Annotated in this window: 13 protein-coding genes and 1 tRNA gene; 5 read left to right on the forward strand and 9 right to left on the reverse strand. The window is 60.6% G+C overall.

Annotation, left to right across the window (positions count from 1 at the left end; genetic code table 11):
- Positions 1-5 precede the first annotated feature (5 nt).
- Positions 6-3023 (reverse strand): FAD-binding and (Fe-S)-binding domain-containing protein, encoded by a 3018-nt coding sequence (locus tag C6382_RS01340; protein ID WP_107022754.1) that lies wholly within the window; start codon positions 3021-3023, stop codon positions 6-8.
- Positions 3024-3175: 152 nt separating this feature from the next.
- Between C6382_RS01340 and C6382_RS01345 the strand changes: the two genes are divergently transcribed.
- Positions 3176-4078 (forward strand): LysR substrate-binding domain-containing protein, encoded by a 903-nt coding sequence (locus tag C6382_RS01345; RefSeq protein ID WP_107022755.1) that lies wholly within the window; start codon positions 3176-3178, stop codon positions 4076-4078.
- 38 nt (positions 4079-4116) lie between these two features.
- Here the strand turns inward: C6382_RS01345 and C6382_RS01350 are convergent, their stop codons facing one another.
- The gene (locus C6382_RS01350) at positions 4117-6111 is read right to left on the reverse strand and encodes a U32 family peptidase (protein ID WP_107022756.1); all 1995 of its coding nucleotides are present in this window, start codon (positions 6109-6111) and stop codon (positions 4117-4119) included.
- 92 nt (positions 6112-6203) lie between these two features.
- Entirely contained in the window at positions 6204-6584 is a 381-nt protein-coding gene (locus C6382_RS01355; protein WP_107022757.1) for a RidA family protein, read from the reverse strand.
- Positions 6585-6779: 195 nt separating this feature from the next.
- Here C6382_RS01355 and C6382_RS01360 point away from each other — a divergent pair.
- Positions 6780-6854, forward strand: a tRNA-Gln gene (locus tag C6382_RS01360).
- A gap of 128 nt (positions 6855-6982) precedes the next feature.
- On the opposite strand, the gene C6382_RS01365 is transcribed toward C6382_RS01360, so the two are convergent.
- From C6382_RS01365 to C6382_RS01375, 3 genes are all read right to left on the reverse strand, one after another.
- The gene (locus C6382_RS01365; RefSeq protein WP_107022758.1) at positions 6983-8695 is read right to left on the reverse strand and encodes an amidase; all 1713 of its coding nucleotides are present in this window, start codon (positions 8693-8695) and stop codon (positions 6983-6985) included.
- Between the two features lie 199 nt (positions 8696-8894).
- Entirely contained in the window at positions 8895-9320 is a 426-nt protein-coding gene (locus C6382_RS01370; protein ID WP_107022759.1) for a RidA family protein, read from the reverse strand.
- Between the two features lie 158 nt (positions 9321-9478).
- On the reverse strand, positions 9479-10009 hold the full coding sequence (locus C6382_RS01375; RefSeq protein ID WP_371919543.1) for a cysteine hydrolase family protein: 531 nt from the start codon (positions 10007-10009) through the stop codon (positions 9479-9481).
- A gap of 469 nt (positions 10010-10478) precedes the next feature.
- Here C6382_RS01375 and C6382_RS01380 point away from each other — a divergent pair, with 469 nt between their 5' ends.
- A complete protein-coding gene (locus C6382_RS01380; protein ID WP_107022761.1) occupies positions 10479-11498 on the forward strand; it encodes a branched-chain amino acid aminotransferase in 1020 nt (339 codons plus the stop codon).
- Between the two features lie 51 nt (positions 11499-11549).
- On the opposite strand, the gene C6382_RS01385 is transcribed toward C6382_RS01380, so the two are convergent.
- The gene (locus C6382_RS01385; RefSeq protein WP_107022762.1) at positions 11550-12317 is read right to left on the reverse strand and encodes a TSUP family transporter; all 768 of its coding nucleotides are present in this window, start codon (positions 12315-12317) and stop codon (positions 11550-11552) included.
- A gap of 154 nt (positions 12318-12471) precedes the next feature.
- A complete protein-coding gene (locus tag C6382_RS01390) occupies positions 12472-13449 on the reverse strand; it encodes a hypothetical protein (protein ID WP_256588897.1) in 978 nt (325 codons plus the stop codon).
- Positions 13450-13793: 344 nt separating this feature from the next.
- On the opposite strand from C6382_RS01390, the gene C6382_RS01395 reads away from it, so the two are divergent.
- A complete protein-coding gene (locus C6382_RS01395; RefSeq protein ID WP_107022763.1) occupies positions 13794-14474 on the forward strand; it encodes a response regulator transcription factor in 681 nt (226 codons plus the stop codon).
- Entirely contained in the window at positions 14452-15840 is a 1389-nt protein-coding gene (locus C6382_RS01400) for a HAMP domain-containing sensor histidine kinase (protein WP_107022764.1), read from the forward strand. Before C6382_RS01395 ends, C6382_RS01400 begins: the two co-directional genes overlap by 23 nt.
- Before the next feature lie 53 nt (positions 15841-15893).
- Here the strand turns inward: C6382_RS01400 and cysS are convergent, their stop codons facing one another.
- Complete coding sequence (gene cysS / locus C6382_RS01405; RefSeq protein WP_107022765.1) at positions 15894-17276, reverse strand: cysteine--tRNA ligase; 1383 nt, start codon at positions 17274-17276, stop codon at positions 15894-15896.
- Between the last annotated feature and the right edge of the window lie 9 nt (positions 17277-17285).

Consider the following 17285-nt stretch of genomic DNA (forward strand, 5'->3'; position numbering starts at 1 on the left):
CGCGGCTACGCCAACTGCTGCAACAACACCTCCAGCGGATGGCGCAATGTACGATCAGCCTGACGCTTGACCTGACTACGGCAAGAATACCCCGTCGCCAGCGCCTCCCCCTCCTTGTCCAGCTTGCCCGCCCAGGACTGCTCGAAGATGACCTTCGAGGTGTCCTGGTTGCGCGCTTCGTGGCCGTAGGTGCCAGACATGCCGCAGCAACCGGTGGCTTCAGTGGACAGCTTCAGGCCCAGACGGGCGAACACCTGCTCCCACTGGCGGGTACTGGCCGGGACGTTGGTCTTCTCGGTGCAGTGCGCCATCAGGCGATAAGTGGTGGTTGCCCGGGTCGGCTGCTCGGGCAGCACATCCATCAGCCACTCCTGTGGCAGCAACACTTTCGGGCAATCGCCCAGGCCCGGAACCTTCTGGTACTCCTGGCGGTAGACCAGGGTCATGGCCGGATCCAGGCCCACCAAAGGCACACCGCAATCTGCCAGGGTACTGAGCTGACGGGCGTTGCGAATGGCCGCTTTGTTGAAGGCAGCGAGGAAACCCTGGACGTGCAGAGGCTTGCCGTTGGCGCTGTATGGCGCCAGGTAGATGCGCTGGCCGAGGCGGTAAGCCAAATCGATAAAGGCTGCCAGCACCGGGGTTTCGAAATAGCGGGTAAACGCATCCTGAACCAGCACGATGCTGCGCTCGCGCTGGGCCGGGGTCAGTTCGCGCAGGGCCGGGATGCTGGCCACGCGTACGTTGCAGCGGGTCAACGTGGCTTGCAGGTTGTAACGGCTGATCAACGGGCTGTCGAGCATGCCGACATGCCGTTCCAACAGTTTGCCGACCCACTTCGAGCCCATCACCGCGTTGTACAACCCAGGCGCATGCGCCAGGTACGGGATGCTGAATTCCAGCGAGCCAATCAGGTAGTCGCGCAGCGGCCGCTGGTAGCGCCCGTGGTACAGTTCCAGGAAGCGCGAGCGAAACTCCGGCACGTTGACCTTGATCGGGCACTGCCCCGCGCAAGACTTACAGGCCAGGCAACCGGCCATGGCGTCGTAGACCTCATGGGAGAAGTCCGCTTCGCCCTTGCTGCGCGACAGGTTATTGCGCAGACGCGCCGGCAGGCCTTTGAGCCAGGCGACTTTACCCTGGGCAGTGGCCAGCACATCGATGTTGGCGGCGCCCTGCAAGCGCAGCCATTCGCGGATCAGCGAGGCGCGGCCCTTGGGCGAGTGCTGGCGTTCGCGGGTGGCTTTCCACGACGGGCACATGGCGTCGTTAGGGTCGTAGTTGTAGCAGGCGCCGTTGCCGTTGCAGTGCACGGCACTGCCGAAGCTTTGCCACACACGCTCGTCGATCTGCCGGTCGTAGTCGCCCCGCAGCGGTGCTTCGTTGACCTTGATCAGGCCCTGGGCACTGTCCGGCGGGGTGCAGATCTTGCCGGGGTTGAGCTGGTTGTGCGGGTCGAAGGCGCCCTTGAGCGCTTGCAGCGACGGGTACAGTTCACCGAAGTACTCCGGTACGTATTCCGAACGCAGGCCCTTGCCGTGCTCACCCCAGAGCAAGCCGCCATAGCGCAGGGTCAGCGCCGCCACGGCATCGGAAATCGGTTTGACCAGCGCCGCCTGGGCCGGGTCTTTCATATCCAGCGCCGGGCGCACGTGGAGCACGCCGGCATCGACGTGGCCGAACATGCCGTAAGCAAGGCCGTAACCGTCGAGCAAAGCACGAAACTCGGCAATGTAGTCGGCCAGTTGCTCCGGCGGCACCGCCGTGTCTTCCACGAACGGCTGCGGACGTACTTCGCCCTCGACGTTGCCGAGCAGGCCCACCGAGCGCTTGCGCATGGTGTAGACCCGCGTCACCGCCTCGGCGCCTTCAGCCAGGGTGTGGCCCAGGCGCTCGACGCCTTGGTCAGCTTGCAGGTGGGCGACAAAGGCCTGCACCCGCGTATTCACTTCTGCCGGATCATCACCACAGAATTCCACCAGGTTGATGCCCAGGGTCGGACGCTCGGCATCGGCGGGGAAGTATTCGGCGACGCTGTGCCAGACGATGTCTTTCATCGCCAGCATCAGCACCTTGGAGTCGACCGTCTCGATCGACAGCGGCTTGTGCGCCATCAACGCGTTGGCGTCACGCAGGGCGTCCATGAAGCTGGTGTAGCGGACGTTGACCAATACCGCGTACTTGGGAATCGGCAGCACATTGAGCTTGGCCTCGACCACATAGCCCAGCGAGCCTTCAGCGCCGCACAGCACGCTGTTGAGGTTGAAGCGGCCCTGCTCGTCGCGCAGGTGCGCCAGGTCGTACCCGGTCAGGCAGCGGTTGAGCTTGGGGAAAATCTGCTCGATCAGCTCGGCCCGGGTTTCCTGGATCTGCCGGGCAGTGCGATACACCTCACCGGCACGCCCGGGTTCGGCACAGGCTTGCTCCAGTTCCGCGTCGCTTAACGGGCGGGTGTGCAGACGTTGGCCGCCGAGCAGCACGCTGTGCAGCTCCAGCACATGATCACGGGTTTTACCGTAGGTGCAGCTGCCCTGGCCGCTGGCGTCGGTGTTGATCATGCCGCCGACGGTGGCGCGGTTGGAAGTGGAGAGTTCCGGGGCGAAAAACAGCCCGTGAGGTTTGAGCGCAGCATTGAGCTGGTCTTTGACCACACCGGCCTGGACCCGCACCCAACGTTCCTCGACGTTGATTTCGAGGATGCTGTTCATGTGCCGCGACAGGTCGACAACAATGCCGTCCGTCAGCGACTGGCCGTTGGTACCGGTGCCGCCACCGCGCGGGGTCAGCTTGACCGCCTTGAAGCGTGGCTCGGCCATCAGCGCGGCGATGCGCGCAACGTCCTCAGCGTCCTCAGGGAACACCGCCGCCTGGGGCAGGCGCTGGTAGATTGAATTGTCGGTCGCCAGCACGGTACGGGTAGCGTAGTCGGCACTGAGCTGGCCACGGAAACCGGCAGCACGCAGGGCGTCGAGAAATTCAGGGTACAACGTGGCCGGTGCAGTGCCGGTCAATCGGGCGATCATCGGGGGATGGCCTCATTTATGTCAGGCTAATCGAGAATACTTGCCGAAACGGTATGGTCAGCACACCGCCAGGTAGTGGATGATGCCAATGATCCCGCAGCCTTGAGCCAGGCACAAACGGATATTCCCGCAGCCTTTGATGACTTTTCCGAATGAATTACCGCAACCTCACCCCGTCGATGTCCTTGCTGCTGGCATTTGAAGCCGCGGCGCGCCACGAAAGCTACACCCGCGCGGCGGTGGAGCTGGCGCTGACCCAGAGCGCTGTCAGCCGTCAGGTCCAGGCCCTGGAGCAGCAACTGGGGGTGACGTTGTTCCGCCGCGAAGGCCGCACGGTCAAGCTCACCGATGTCGGCCGCCTGTACCAGCGTGAAATCAGCGAGGCCCTGGGTCGTGTACGCAGCGCTACCCTGCACGCCATCGCCCACCAGGCCGGTGGCGGCAACCTGCGCCTGGCCACCCTGCCGACCTTCGGTTCGAAGTGGTTGCTGCCACGCCTGCATGAGTTCTACCGCAGCCATCCCGACGTGCTGGTGCATATCAATTCACGGATTGAACCGGTGGACTTCGCCACCAGCGGCATCGACGCCGCCATCGTGGTCGCCACCAGCGAACTGCCGGGGCTGATCTGCCATCGCCTGCACGCCGAAGAACTGATGGTCATCCTGTCACCGACCCTGGCGGCCACCCAGCCCGCCTGGAGCCCCAAGGACATCAGCCAGCAGGTACTGCTCAGCGTCGCCAACAACGCCAATGCCTGGGGCGAATGGTTCACTCACCACGGCCTGGCGCACCAGGCCATGCGCCTGGGACCGAGCTTTGAACTGACTTCACATTTGATCCAGGCGGTGCGCGCCGATATCGGTATCGGCCTGGTGCCACGTATCCTGATCGGTGACGAACTGGCCAGTGGCGAGCTGAGCAGCCCCGCCCTGCCCTTTGCCAGTGCGCGCAGCTATTACCTGGTGTATCCGCCACGCAATCAGGCGCTGCCGGCGCTGGAAGCGTTTCGCAGCTGGCTGCTGGACAAAGCGGGGATGGAACTTCGCGGTTGAGCACGAGCGCGACGCACTGACGTCGCGCTCGTATCCACTCAGTGTGGGGCGCGGGGGATGGTTTTCAGCAGGTCTTCAGGGCTGATATGGCCGACCACTTGCTGGCTGCCCGGTTGCGGCAGATCAAAGATGTGCCCCTTCATCTTGCCGATAACGTGCATCTCGCAAGGTTTGCAGTCGAACTTCAGGGTCAGCACTTCGTCGCCGTGAATCAGCTGCATCGGCGCAACCTTGGTACGCACGCCGGTGACGCCCTTGGCCTGCTTCGGGCAAAGGTTGAAGGAGAAGCGCAGGCAGTGCTTGGTGATCATCACCGGCACTTCGCCCTTCTCTTCATGGGCCTCATAGGCCGCGTCGATCAGCTTGACGCCGTGACGGTGGTAGAAGTCGCGCGCCTTCTGGTTGTAAACGTTGGCCAGGAACGACAGGTGCGACTCAGGGTACACCGGTGGCGGATTGCTTTCTGCTTTACGCCCGCCGCGTGGATGCGCCTTGATACGCGCCTCAGTCAGCGCTTCGATAACTTCGCGGCGCAATGCCTTGAGCTGCGAGTTGGGGATGAAATACGCCTGTGGCGCGTCCAGCTCGATGACGGTGGCGTGGTATTGGGTGGTGCCCAATTGCCCGAGCAGGTCGTGCAGTTGCTCCAGCGCCTGTTCCGGTTTGTTGGCCGCACCGAACGGACCGTCCAGGCTGACGCTGGCACTGACGCCCTCTTCGCTGGTGGCGGTCAGTTGCAGGCGCTCTTCACGCAGGCATGCCGCCCAGGCCAGGCCGATGCGACGCTCGGCAGAGGTTTTCTGCAGGGCTTGCTGCCAGTTGTGGTCGAGGTTACGGCTCAGCGGATGGTTTGGCCGCAATTGATGCAGGCCCTTGGGCATTTCGTTCGGTTCGACGCGGTAGCGGTAGCGCTTTTCGCCGTCTTCATCGAACTCGCCCTTGGGCTCGGCGATGTTGGCACGGAAGCCGACGACTTCACGCTTGACCAGCACATTGAGGCCATCGCCGTTGGACAGCGGCTCATGAGTGACGACCTGCAGGTCGCGCTTGCCGACTTTCTCGACCACGCCCACTGCCAGACCGGTAAAGGTCGGCGAGTCGAAGGCGCCGATGTCGATCTTGCGCTCGCTGACGAAGTAGTCGGTGCTGCCACGGTGGAAGGTCTTGTCCGGATCGGGCACGAAGAAGTGCGCGGTGCGACCGCTGGAAGCGCGGGCCAGGTCCGGGCGGTCTTCGAGGACGTCGTCCAGGCGCTGGCGATAATAGGCGGTGATGTTCTTCACATAGCCCATGTCCTTGTAGCGCCCTTCGATCTTGAACGAACGCACACCGGCCTCGACCAGGGCGCGGATGTTGGCGCTCTGGTTGTTGTCCTTCATCGACAACAGGTGCTTTTCGTAGGCGATCACGCCGCCTTTTTCGTCCTTCAAGGTGTACGGCAGGCGGCACGCCTGGGAGCAATCACCGCGGTTGGCGCTGCGTCCGGTCTGGGCATGGGAAATGTTGCACTGGCCGGAGAAGGCCACGCACAGCGCGCCGTGAATGAAGAACTCGATCGCCGCATCGGTCTCGTCGGCGATGGCACGGATTTCCTTGAGGTTCAGCTCGCGGGCCAGAACCAGTTGCGAGAAACCGGCCTGATCGAGGAACTTCGCCCGCGCCAGGGTGCGGATGTCGGTCTGAGTGCTGGCGTGCAGCTCGATCGGCGGAATATCCAGCTCCATCACCCCCAGGTCCTGGACGATCAGTGCATCGACACCGGCATCGTACAGCTGGTGGATCAGCTTGCGGGCCGGCTCCAGCTCGTTGTCGTGAAGGATGGTGTTGATGGTGGTGAACACCCGCGCGTGGTAACGATGGGCGAACTCCACCAACTGAGCGATATCGCTCACCTCGTTACAGGCGTTGTGGCGGGCGCCGAAGCTTGGGCCACCGAGGTACACGGCGTCGGCGCCATGCAGGATGGCCTCACGGGCGATAGCCACATCGCGGGCGGGGCTGAGCAGTTCCAGGTGATGCTTGGGTAAGGACATGTTTTTTTAGTCAGGCTTGTCACGGTCAAGGCGCGCATTGTAGCGCGAAACACGTGACCGGCACCCCTGTACTGCCAGGTGGTGCCGTGGGCTCAGCCCTTGGCGGCCATCGCCGTCACTTCTACACGCATGCCTTCAACCGCCAGCGAGGCCACGCCGACAGCGGCGCGCACCGGCCAGGGCTTGGCGAAGTAGCGCTGGTAAACTTCGTTGAAAGCAGCGCGGTCTGCCATGTCGGTGAGGTAGATGGTCAGGTGCAGCACCCGCTCCATCGAGCTGCCCGCGCGTTCCAGCGCAACCTTCAGCGCTTGCAGGGTACATTCGCTCTGCAAGGTGATATCGCCCAGCTCCAGGCTGCCATCGGCACGGGTGGGGATCTGGGTGGAAACCAGCACACCGCCGAAACCGGCAACGTCGCTGGAGATGGATTGCGGGTCGGGGTCGGGAACGAAGGTGATGTCGTGGTTTGCCATGGAGAATTTCCTGCTGGATGGGATAAACACTATGATGCCTGACCTGGCGTAACAGTAACCGGCTGTTTTAAAAACAATTTATTCGCTCTGGCTCTTCCCAGACGGCAAAAAAGTTGATAAATTTCCGCACATTCCTGCAACGGCAGCGAATGCTATCTCTTCAAACGAGTGCCAGACACTCGTCGCAACAGCTACAGGGGCGTCGCCAAGCGGTAAGGCAGCAGGTTTTGATCCTGCCATGCGTTGGTTCGAATCCAGCCGCCCCTGCCATTTTCTTCTTCTGATCCAAATCCATCTCACGACATCTCTGTCGTAGCCATGCGCGCACTTCAAGCACAATGCACGGTCAAATCAAGACCGGGATTGACGCCGCGTAGCGCCAACCCCGCCCTCTCTATTTAATTGCCAGCAACCAACGGCGGTGTGCGCGGCGGCACCAATCGCCTGGACCCTGTCGACTCAAAGGCCGACGCCAGGCGTAGCAACGACGAATCGTCATAGGCCCGCCCGGCAAAGGTCAGCCCGACCGGCATGCCGATGTCGGCCATCACACCCATCGGTACGGTGACCGTCGGCACGCCCAGATGGCGAATGGCCAGGTTGCCGTTGGCCACCCAGACGCCGTTGCTCCAGGCAATGTCCGCCGATACCGGGTCGACATCTGAATTGGCCGGGGCAACGTCGGCGACCGTCGGGAACAGCACGGCATCAAGCTGCAGGCGATCCATCCAGTCTTCCAGATCGATCCGACGGGTTTGCTCCAGCCCGCGCAGGCCGTCAGGCACAGTGCTGATCTGATCCCAAGGGGTGATGCCACGCTCGGCCATGCGCACGTACTCGTCCATGCCCGCGGCTAGATCGCCTTCGCGGTTTGGCAGCGTGCCCGGATCGTGAGGGAAGATCTTCGGACCATCGACATCGACCAGGCGGTTCAGTTTCGGGTCGCCGTTGGCCTGGAGGAAATCATCGAAGGCCCAGGCGCTCAGGTCCCACAACTCATGGTGGAGAAACTCCTTGGACACCAGGCCGCGGTTGAACACGGTCGGCGCGCCTGGACGGTCGCCCTCGCAATTGGAGACCAGCGGGAAGTCCACCTCGATCACTTCGGCACCTGCGGCCTCCAGCGCCTTACGCGCCTGCTCCCAGAGCGCAATCACCGTCGGGCGGGTATTGATGCGCTGACCGGTCGGACCGCCGATACCCGGCACTTCACTGGTGCCTGCCTCAGGATCGGCATTGATGTACATCTTCGGGATGCCCAGGCGCTTGCCTGCCAGCGCAGCGGCATCGACTGCCAACTCCAGGTACGAAGCCGGACGCACCGAAGCGACGCTCGGAATCGGCACCCAGGGCTGCATCCGCCACAAGTCGCCACGGGTGTCGGGATCCTCGGCGACCACTACGTCGAGCACTTCGAGCAGGTCGGCCATGGTCCGGGCAAACGGCACGACCACGTCCATGGTCGGCGTCAGCGGCCAGTTGCCGCGCACCGAGATCACCCCACGCGAAGGCGTGTAAGCGCACAGGCCGTTGTTGGAAGCAGGACCACGGCCGCTCGACCAGGTTTCTTCGGCCAGACCGAATGCCGCGAAGCTGGCGGCAGTGGCAGTACCTGCGCCATTGGAGGAGCCCGAGGCGAACGGTGCTGTGAGGTAGTCGGCGTTGTACGGGCTCTCGGCCCGGCCATAGACCCCACGCTGCATGCCGCCATTGGCCATCGGCGGCATGTTGGTCTTGCCCAGACAGATAGCGCCGGCAGCACGCAGACGTTCGATGGTGAATGCATCGCGATAGGCAACCAGGTCGGCAAACGCCGGGCTGCCGGAGGCGGCGGTGAGCCCTTTGACCAGATAGCTGTCCTTGGCCGTGTAAGGGATGCCATCGAGCGGCCCGAGGGTTTCGCCCCTGGCCCGGCGCGCATCAGAGGCCTGGGCTTCTTTGAGTGCTTCGGGGTTGCGTACTACCACAGCATTGAGCGCAGTGGCCGTGCCAGGACCGTCATAGGTATCGATACGGGCAAGATAAGCCTGAACCAACTCAACCGCGGTGGTCTGGCCAGATTCGAGCGCCGCGCGCAGCTGGGCAATGGAAACTTCGGTCACTTCGATCATGCGCTTACCACCAATAGCTGAAGGTTGACGCAGTGGATACTGGGCACAGGCACATCACATTTCTCTAAACAGGTTTTCATATCGGGTCTCATTGCACGCCATTACGCGATACCGCGCACTGAGCACCATGAAACCCTGACGCTGCTTTTAAAGCAACAGAGTAGCCATAGCGATGGCTTGGGCAGGATTGATGTAGAGGTTAAGTGCTGAGCGCTGCTGTAGCTTCGATCTCGATCTGCATACCGTCCAGCGCCAACCTCGGGACAGGAATCAAGGTGCAGGTGGGCTTCATATGAAGCCCCCAGGCACGATCCGCCTCGGCCACCCACTGTCGTAGCTTTTCTTCCGAATGATCGACGATCAGCAGCGTCAGCTTGAACACATCCTCAAGCGCTGCGCCTCTGCTGCGCAAAGCCGTCTGCAGATTGATCAGGGCTTGTCGGGCCTGCTCGGCAAAGACGGCTGAAAGCCGCCCTTCGATATCCTCACCACCCTGCCCGGCAATATACAAGAGCCGGGCCTGAGGGCTGACCGCAGCGACATGGGAATAGGCGTTGGTGCTGGGATCGTACAGGCCTTGAGGGTTGGACAGCTCGAAGGCTGACGGGGTGCTGGCAAGGGTCATGGTGCACTCCATTACGAAAGAGCGCACAGTTTCGTACCTCGAGTTAAGTAGAGGTCAAGCGAGTAATTGCTGGGTATCCGAGCGCCTGCCACACTGCCGCTCGACCCACCCACCTCATGGCATGCCCATTTCGTCATCGCCTCCGGGCAACAGAACTGTTAGAAACTCAGCTCAGCTGCCGCCAACACCCGGGCAAAAGCGCCCGCGAGGGTAAAATTGTGGTGGGCGATGATAGCCTCGGCAGACAGCCCCGGCGTGTCCATGCAGGTGTGCGCATCACTGACCAGCACGGGCTTGAAACCAAGCTCAGCGGCCACCCGGCAGTTGCTATCGACACAGTATTGGGTCTTCATGCCGACGATCACCAGCTCCTCGACGTCAGCCGCCCGCAACTCATCCGCCAGCGAGGTGGCGAAGAAGGCACTGGGGCGGGTCTTGTCGAACAGGCGGTCGCGCTGCGGATCGGCGTTCAGCCCTGGGAGCAACTGCCAGGCGGCGCTGCCTGCGGCAATTGGCGAGCCTTCCGGGCCGGTGTGACGGGCCATGAAAATCGGTACCTCTGCATCGCGCGCCGCACTGATCAGCTGATTAATGGTGGCCAACACCTGCTCGCCACGCCAGGGGCGCTCGGGCCCTTGAAACAGGCCAACTTGCATATCCAGTACCAGCAGTGCACGTCGTGCATTCATCGTCATCTCTCCGTGAAAAGCCAGCCCGGACGGAGAAAAGACAAGGCCCCGTCCATTGCTGGCGGGGCCTTGTTTTACCTACTGCCTAAGGTTCAAGCATTGGTACCAGCCCCGCGATTGGCGGTGGTCGTGGCACGCTTCGAGGTCAGCAGGCAAATCGTCATGACTTCATAGTGCGCCTGCCTTTGCAGTAGGTCAAGCCTGCAGATGAGTCAGCGGCAAGGGCTCATGGGGCTTGACCATCTGGATGGCGAAGTTGCTGCAAAACCGCCTGTTCGGCACCCTGCTGATCGGCTTTGGCGCGCGCCTGGTGCTACTGCATGAGCTGGCGGGCTGAAAATTTCGCTGCGACCATGGTCCAATCCTATGACTGGGCGTTCCCGATCCGCACGGGATGTATTATCGTGGCTGCGTGCGCGATAACAGACGCCTGAGCAATCAGGCATATGCAAACTGATTCGAGGGTGCCATGAGTAACGAAAGCATTAACTGGGACAAGCTGGGCTTCGACTACATCAAGACTGACAAGCGCTACCTGTCCTACTTCCGTAACGGCGAGTGGGACAAGGGCACCCTGACCGAAGACAACGTGCTGCACATCAGCGAAGGCTCGACCGCGCTGCATTATGGCCAGCAATGTTTCGAAGGCATGAAGGCCTACCGCTGCAAGGACGGCTCGATCAACCTGTTCCGCCCGGACCAGAACGCCCTGCGCATGCAGCGCAGCTGCGATCGCCTGCTGATGCCACAGGTGCCAACCGAACAGTTCATCGACGCCTGCAAGCAGGTGGTCAAGGCCAACGAACGCTTCATTCCGCCATACGGCAAAGGTGCGCTGTACTTGCGTCCGTTCGTCATCGGCGTCGGCGACAACATCGGTGTGCGTACCGCACCGGAGTTCATCTTCTCGATCTTCGCCATCCCGGTCGGCTCGTACTTCAAGGGCGGCATGACCCCGCACAAGTTCCTGATTTCCGACTACGACCGTGCCGCGCCTCAGGGCACCGGCGCCGCCAAGGTCGGCGGCAACTACGCGGCCAGCCTGCAACCGGGCTACAAGGCCAAGCAAGCCGGTTTTGCCGACTGCATCTACCTCGATCCGCTGACCCACACCAAGATCGAGGAAGTCGGTTCGGCGAACTTCTTCGGGATCACCGCCAATAACGAATTCGTCACGCCAAAATCCGCCTCCGTGCTGCCGGGGATCACCCGCCTGTCGCTGATGGAACTGGCGCAATCGCGCCTGAGCTTGAAGGTGATCGAAGGCGACGTGCTGATCAACGACCTGAAGCGCTTCAAAGAAGCAGGCGCCTGCGGCACCGCGGCGGTGATTACGCCGATCGGCGGTATCCAGTACGACGGCAATCTGCATGTGTTCTACAGCGAAACCGAAGTCGGTCCGGTGACCCAGAAGCTCTACAACGAGCTGACCGGCATCCAGAGCGGCGACATCGAAGGCCCGGCGGACTGGATCGTCAAGGTCGCCTGAGGCGCTACTGAGCGATAACAGAAGGGCATGCCAGCGATGGCATGCCCTTTTTCATATCCACATAGACACACCCATTCTACCGATAAGAAATAACAGCAAGATCAAAAAGAACACCCGAATAAAACCACTACCATATCGCAATGCCAAAAAGACCCCCGTGACAGAGCCTGCGATATTACAGATAGCTACTACTCCACCGATCGCCCACAGCACATTCCCCGACGGAATAAAAAAGAGCAACGCCGCGCTAAATGTCCCTAGATTAACCAGCTTTGCCGAAGCTGATGCATTCAAGAAGTCGAAGCCAAAAATTTTCACAAAGAAAAAAAGCAACAGACTCCCACTCCCCGGCCCGAAAACCCCGTCATAGAAACCAATCAACCCTCCAAAAAACACCCCCTGCAGCACTTCTTTGGTCCCGCATTGTATTTTCGTATGAACCCGCCCTAGATCCTTTCTTACAAAGGTATAAACCGCCATCACGATCAGAACGACAAAAACAACGGGCTCCATAAGCGCTTTCGGGACGAGCGAGATGGAAAAAGCCCCTAGTAACGCGAACATGAATGCAGAAACCAGAGTAGGAAGCAGAAGCCTCCATGCAATTTCTATTCTTTTTGTGTAGCTAAGAACGGATGAAAGATTTCCTGCCAAAACCGCCAGCTTGTTAGTTCCAAAAACGGTAGACAAGCTATATTGCGGCAAAGCGTGCAAGAGCGCCGGCACTTGAACGAGCCCTCCCCCACCTACCGCCGCATCTATTAAGCCACCGCAAAATGCAAAGAAGCCTAGTACTACCAAGGTGTATTCATAGTCCATGAGAATCGTCCAGCAAGGGCATGCACACTTACATCTACGGCACGCCTTTAAATTAAGGTCAATGCTCATACAACCGCTTTAGCTCGTCCCAGAACACCTTAAACAAACACCGAACAGCAGAAGCAATTCAGACGACTTCGCCCACACCTACTGATCACTCACTTAATGCTTCATACAAAGAATGAAAGGCGGCTCCAACACGCGCGTTATAATCCAGCATCACTTCCTTGAGCCGGCCCACCTCAAACTCAAGCTCTACGGTGCGGCCAAAAGCTTGCGCCGCAGCTAAAGCATGCAGGCCGTGCTTGTTCTCTACTTCACCAGAATGCCCCATTACATAGCCCTTTGCATCGCGCAGATTTTTAACATCGCTGCGCAGTGACGGCCTGATGGAAATTAACTTCTTTTCGATGAATTGAGCAATAAAGTTGTACTCACGCCCATTCCAGAGCTCAGATGCAACAGACACCATCATGGCGTTCATTATAGAGTTTTTATGCTCGAAGGAAGCCATGGCAGATTTATGCTTCGCCACGCCCATGCCGTACAAAAATCGAGAAAATTCACAACACTCACGAACCGCATGCCGATTCCCCTCCCAGCCCGAGGCATCAAATGCGGCCGCCATATAGGCGTACATACCATCATGCCCTTCGTGCCCCAGACCAAAATCGTCCTTTGCAACTTCATGCATGTGCGCCATGACATGATTATAATTTTCTTGCCTTCCAACTGGGACGAAGCGTGCATCCGCTGACAACCGCATAATTACCTTTGCAGAGACGAGGCTGGTTGTTTTGTGTATTTCATTCCAGCCATTGAAAAACTTCAAAACACCGACATCAACAACCTCTCTCTCAAGGAAAACCTTGAACGCCTTCTCAGCACAGGACTGGGCGTCGTACGTAATCGGATGATAAAGCACCTCACGCATTGCACCCTGGAGCTCAGTCACATGCTCCACCTGAGCGTGTAGAGGTGGACTTCTGAAATTATCCTTCATCAATCGCCCAGGCATTTTCAAGCTTTCCAAGTGCTTGGGCAGCGCCTCAATGAACACTTCACCGAACTCCTGCATCGACGTCGACTTTTCAAAAGATTCGAAACTATTTTGTATGAAAATATCATTCATGAATTCACCTATCCCCTGAGTTAGTTACAAGATCTTCAGTCGGCCATCCCAACGCCGAACGTGGCAGCCAAAACATTTACAAGCACCGCAAAATACGCCTATGAACGCTTGTAAAGTGGTAAAGACTGCAATCTAGCAAGAACACCCAATGCGAAGATGTAGGACCCTTCCGAGCATCGAGTAGGCTTGCTCCAAGGACTACTCTTTCGGCGTACATCTGCGCCCCCCGGCGACCAGCCACCCACCAAAGCGGCAAAAACACTGCGCAGATGAATTTTTCTTTAACCCGGGCACCACCTATTCTTTGGCACAATCAAGTCTCTACTCGCCGCCCAGGTATTAGCATGCCCCGCGTACTGACTATCGAAGACGACGCCGTGACCGCCCAGGAGATCGTCGCCGAGCTTTCCAGCCATGGCCTGGAAGTGGATTGGGCCGACAACGGCCGTGAAGGCCTGGCCAAAGCCATTGCCGGCGGTTACGACTTGATCACCCTCGATCGCATGCTCCCCGAGCTCGACGGCCTGACCATCGTCACCACCCTGCGCAACCTGAAGATCGCCACGCCGATCCTGATGATCAGCGCCCTGTCCGATGTCGACGAACGGGTGCGCGGCCTGCGTGCCGGTGGCGACGACTACCTGACCAAGCCCTTCGCCTCCGACGAAATGGCCGCCCGCGTCGAAGTGCTGCTGCGGCGCAACAGCGTGCCCATGGCGCAGACCCGCTTGCAGGTTGGCGACCTGGAGCTGGACCTGATCAGCCACGAGGCCCGGCGCGGCGAGCAGCCCCTCAATCTGCTGCCCACCGAGTACAAGTTGCTGGAATTTCTCATGCGCCACGCCGGCCAGGTGATCACCCGGATGATGATCTTCGAGGAAGTCTGGGGGTATCACTTCGATCCCGGCACCAACCTGATCGACGTGCATATCGGACGCTTGCGCAAGAAGATTGACGCCGCTGGCCAGACCCCGCTGATTCGGACCGTGCGGGGCTCGGGCTATGCCATTGCCGAACCCGTCTAAGGGCTGGAGTTCCTCGACCAGCCGCCTGCTGGCGCTGTACAGCTTTCTGTTCGTGGCCTGGAGCAGCATCCTTATGGGGGTGCTGTACTTCGAGGTATCAAGCTATCTGAACAAGCTCACCCGTCACTCGCTGCTGCAGCGCCAGCACCTGTTCGGGCACATGAGCGGCAAGCAACTGGACGACGCACTGATCGCCAGCCAGACCTTCGAAGAACGCAGTTTCGATGCCTACGGCCTGTTCGACGCCCAGCTCAACCCCTTGGGCGGACAGATCCGCCAACTGCCAACCGAGCTGGGCCTGGACGGCAAGATCCACGAGCTAGGCCGCTGCCTCGACGCCGATGATCCACACCTGCCGCGCGACAGCTGTGACGCCGTGGCGATCAAGGTCCGTGATGGCCGCTGGCTGGTGCTGGTGCGCGACAACGGCTCACTGTTCGTGGTCACCCGCATCATTCTGCACGCCCTGCTCTGGGGCCTGTCGCTGACCATCATCCCCGGTATCGCCGGCTGGTACCTGCTGCGTCGGCGGCCGCTCAAGCGCATCCGCGCCATCCAGGCCAGCGCCGAACAGATCGTCGCCGGCGACCTCACCCAGCGCCTGCCGCTGTCTCAGCGCCGCGATGAGCTGGACATGCTCGCCGCCATCGTCAACGCCATGCTCGACCGCATCGAGCGCCTGATGCACGAGGTCAAGGGCGTCTGCGACAACATCGCCCACGATCTGCGCACCCCGCTGACCCGCCTGCGCGCCCAGCTCTACCGGATTCGCCAGCAGGCCGGTGATGACTCGTCCCAGGCCGATGCGCTGGAACAGGCGATTAGTGAAACCGACACATTGATGGCGCGCTTTCGCGGTTTGCTGCGCATCAGTGAGCTGGAAGATCGCCAGCGCCGGGCAGGCTTCGTCGAGCTCGACCCGCGGGCCCTGCTGGTGGAAATGCACGACTTTTATCTGCCGCTGGCCGAGGATGGCGATATTCGCCTGAGCCTTGAAATACCGGCACAGCTGCCGCCGCTCAATGGCGACCGCGAACTATTGTTCGAAGCATTGGCCAATTTGCTGGGCAACGCTATCAAGTTCACCCCGGCTGGCGGCCAGGTGCGCATGAGTGCCAGCACTGAAGCCAGTGCGATAAGGATTGAGGTAGAAGATAGCGGCCCGGGAATTCCCGAGAATGAGCGCGAGGCGGTGTTGAAGCGTTTTTATCGCAGTGAGGAAGGACATCGTCACCCGGGGTTCGGGCTAGGACTGTCGGTGGTTGCGGCGATTGTCGACCTGCATGGTTTTGCGCTTGAGGTCGGGGCCAGTGAACTGGGTGGGGCGAAGTTAGTGTTGCTCTGTCGGACAGGGGCGGTCAGTTAGGGCCATCGCGGGGCAAGCCCCCACACTGTGGGAGCGGGCTTGCCCCGCGATTGTCAGTCAGCCAAGCGCCAGGTAGTAGCACCCTTGCTGTCTTCCAGCACTACACCCATGGCAGTGATCTGGTCACGGATGCGATCCGACTCTGCCCAGTTTTTGTCCGCACGCGCTTGCAGGCGCGCCTGGATCAAGGCCTCAACTTCAGCCGCATCGACCTTGCCTTCAGCACCGGCACGCAGGAAGTCATCGGCGTCCAGCTGCAGCACACCGAGCAGCCCTGCCAGCTCACGCAGGCGACCGGCCAGGCCGGCAGCGACTTCAGGCTCGCTCTCGCGCAGCCGGTTGATCTCACGCACCAGGTCGAACAGAACGGCGCAGGCTTCGGGGGTGCCGAAGTCGTCGTTCATCGCCATGGTAAAGCGCTCGACATATGCCTCGCCACCTTTGGCCTCGACCCGCGGCAAGCCACGCAGCGCATGGTAGAAGCGCTCCAGGGCGCCCTTGGCCTCACGCAGGCTGTCTTCGGAGTAGTTGATCGAGCTGCGGTAGTGGCTCGATACCAGCAGGTAGCGCACCACCTCCGGGTGATACTTGTCGAGCACGTCGCGAATGGTGAAGAAGTTGTTCAAGGACTTGGACATCTTCTCGCCGTTGATGCGAATCATGCCGCAGTGCATCCACGAATTGGCGTACTGTTTGCCAGTGGCGGCCTCGCTCTGGGCGATCTCGTTCTCGTGGTGCGGGAACTCCAGGTCGTTGCCACCGCCGTGAATGTCGAAGCTCTCACCCAGGCAGCAGGTGGACATCACCGAGCACTCGATGTGCCAGCCCGGACGGCCCGGGCCCCACGGCGATTCCCAACTCGGCTCCCCCGGTTTGACACCCTTCCAGAGAACGAAGTCGAGCGGGTCCTGCTTGGCTTCGTCGACCTCGATCCGCGCACCGATGCGCAGGTCTTCGATCTTCTTGCGCGACAGCTTGCCGTAACCGACGAACTTGCCGACCCGGTAGTACACGTCGCCATTGCCTGGCGCGTAGGCGTAGCCCTTGTCGATCAGGGTCTGGATCATCGCATGCATGCCGGCGATATGGTCGGTGGCACGCGGCTCCTGGTCCGGCGGCAGGATGTTCAGGCGGCGCTCGTCTTCGTGCATCGCGTCGATCATGCGGGCGGTCAGCGCGTCGAACGACTCGCCGTTTTCATTGGCCCGGTTGATGATCTTGTCATCGATGTCGGTGATGTTGCGCACATAGGTCAGGTCGTAGCCGCTGCAACGCAGCCAACGGGTGACCAGGTCGAAGGCCACCATGCTGCGGCCGTGGCCCAGGTGGCAGAAGTCGTACACGGTCATGCCGCAGACGTACATCCGCACCTTGTTGCCTTCGAGCGGCTTGAAAACTTCCTTGGTCTTGCTAAGCGTGTTGTAGATGGTAAGCACGAGCGTTCC

The sequence above is a fragment of the Pseudomonas sp. BBP2017 genome, assembly GCF_003024385.1.
Lineage (GTDB): Bacteria > Pseudomonadota > Gammaproteobacteria > Pseudomonadales > Pseudomonadaceae > Aquipseudomonas.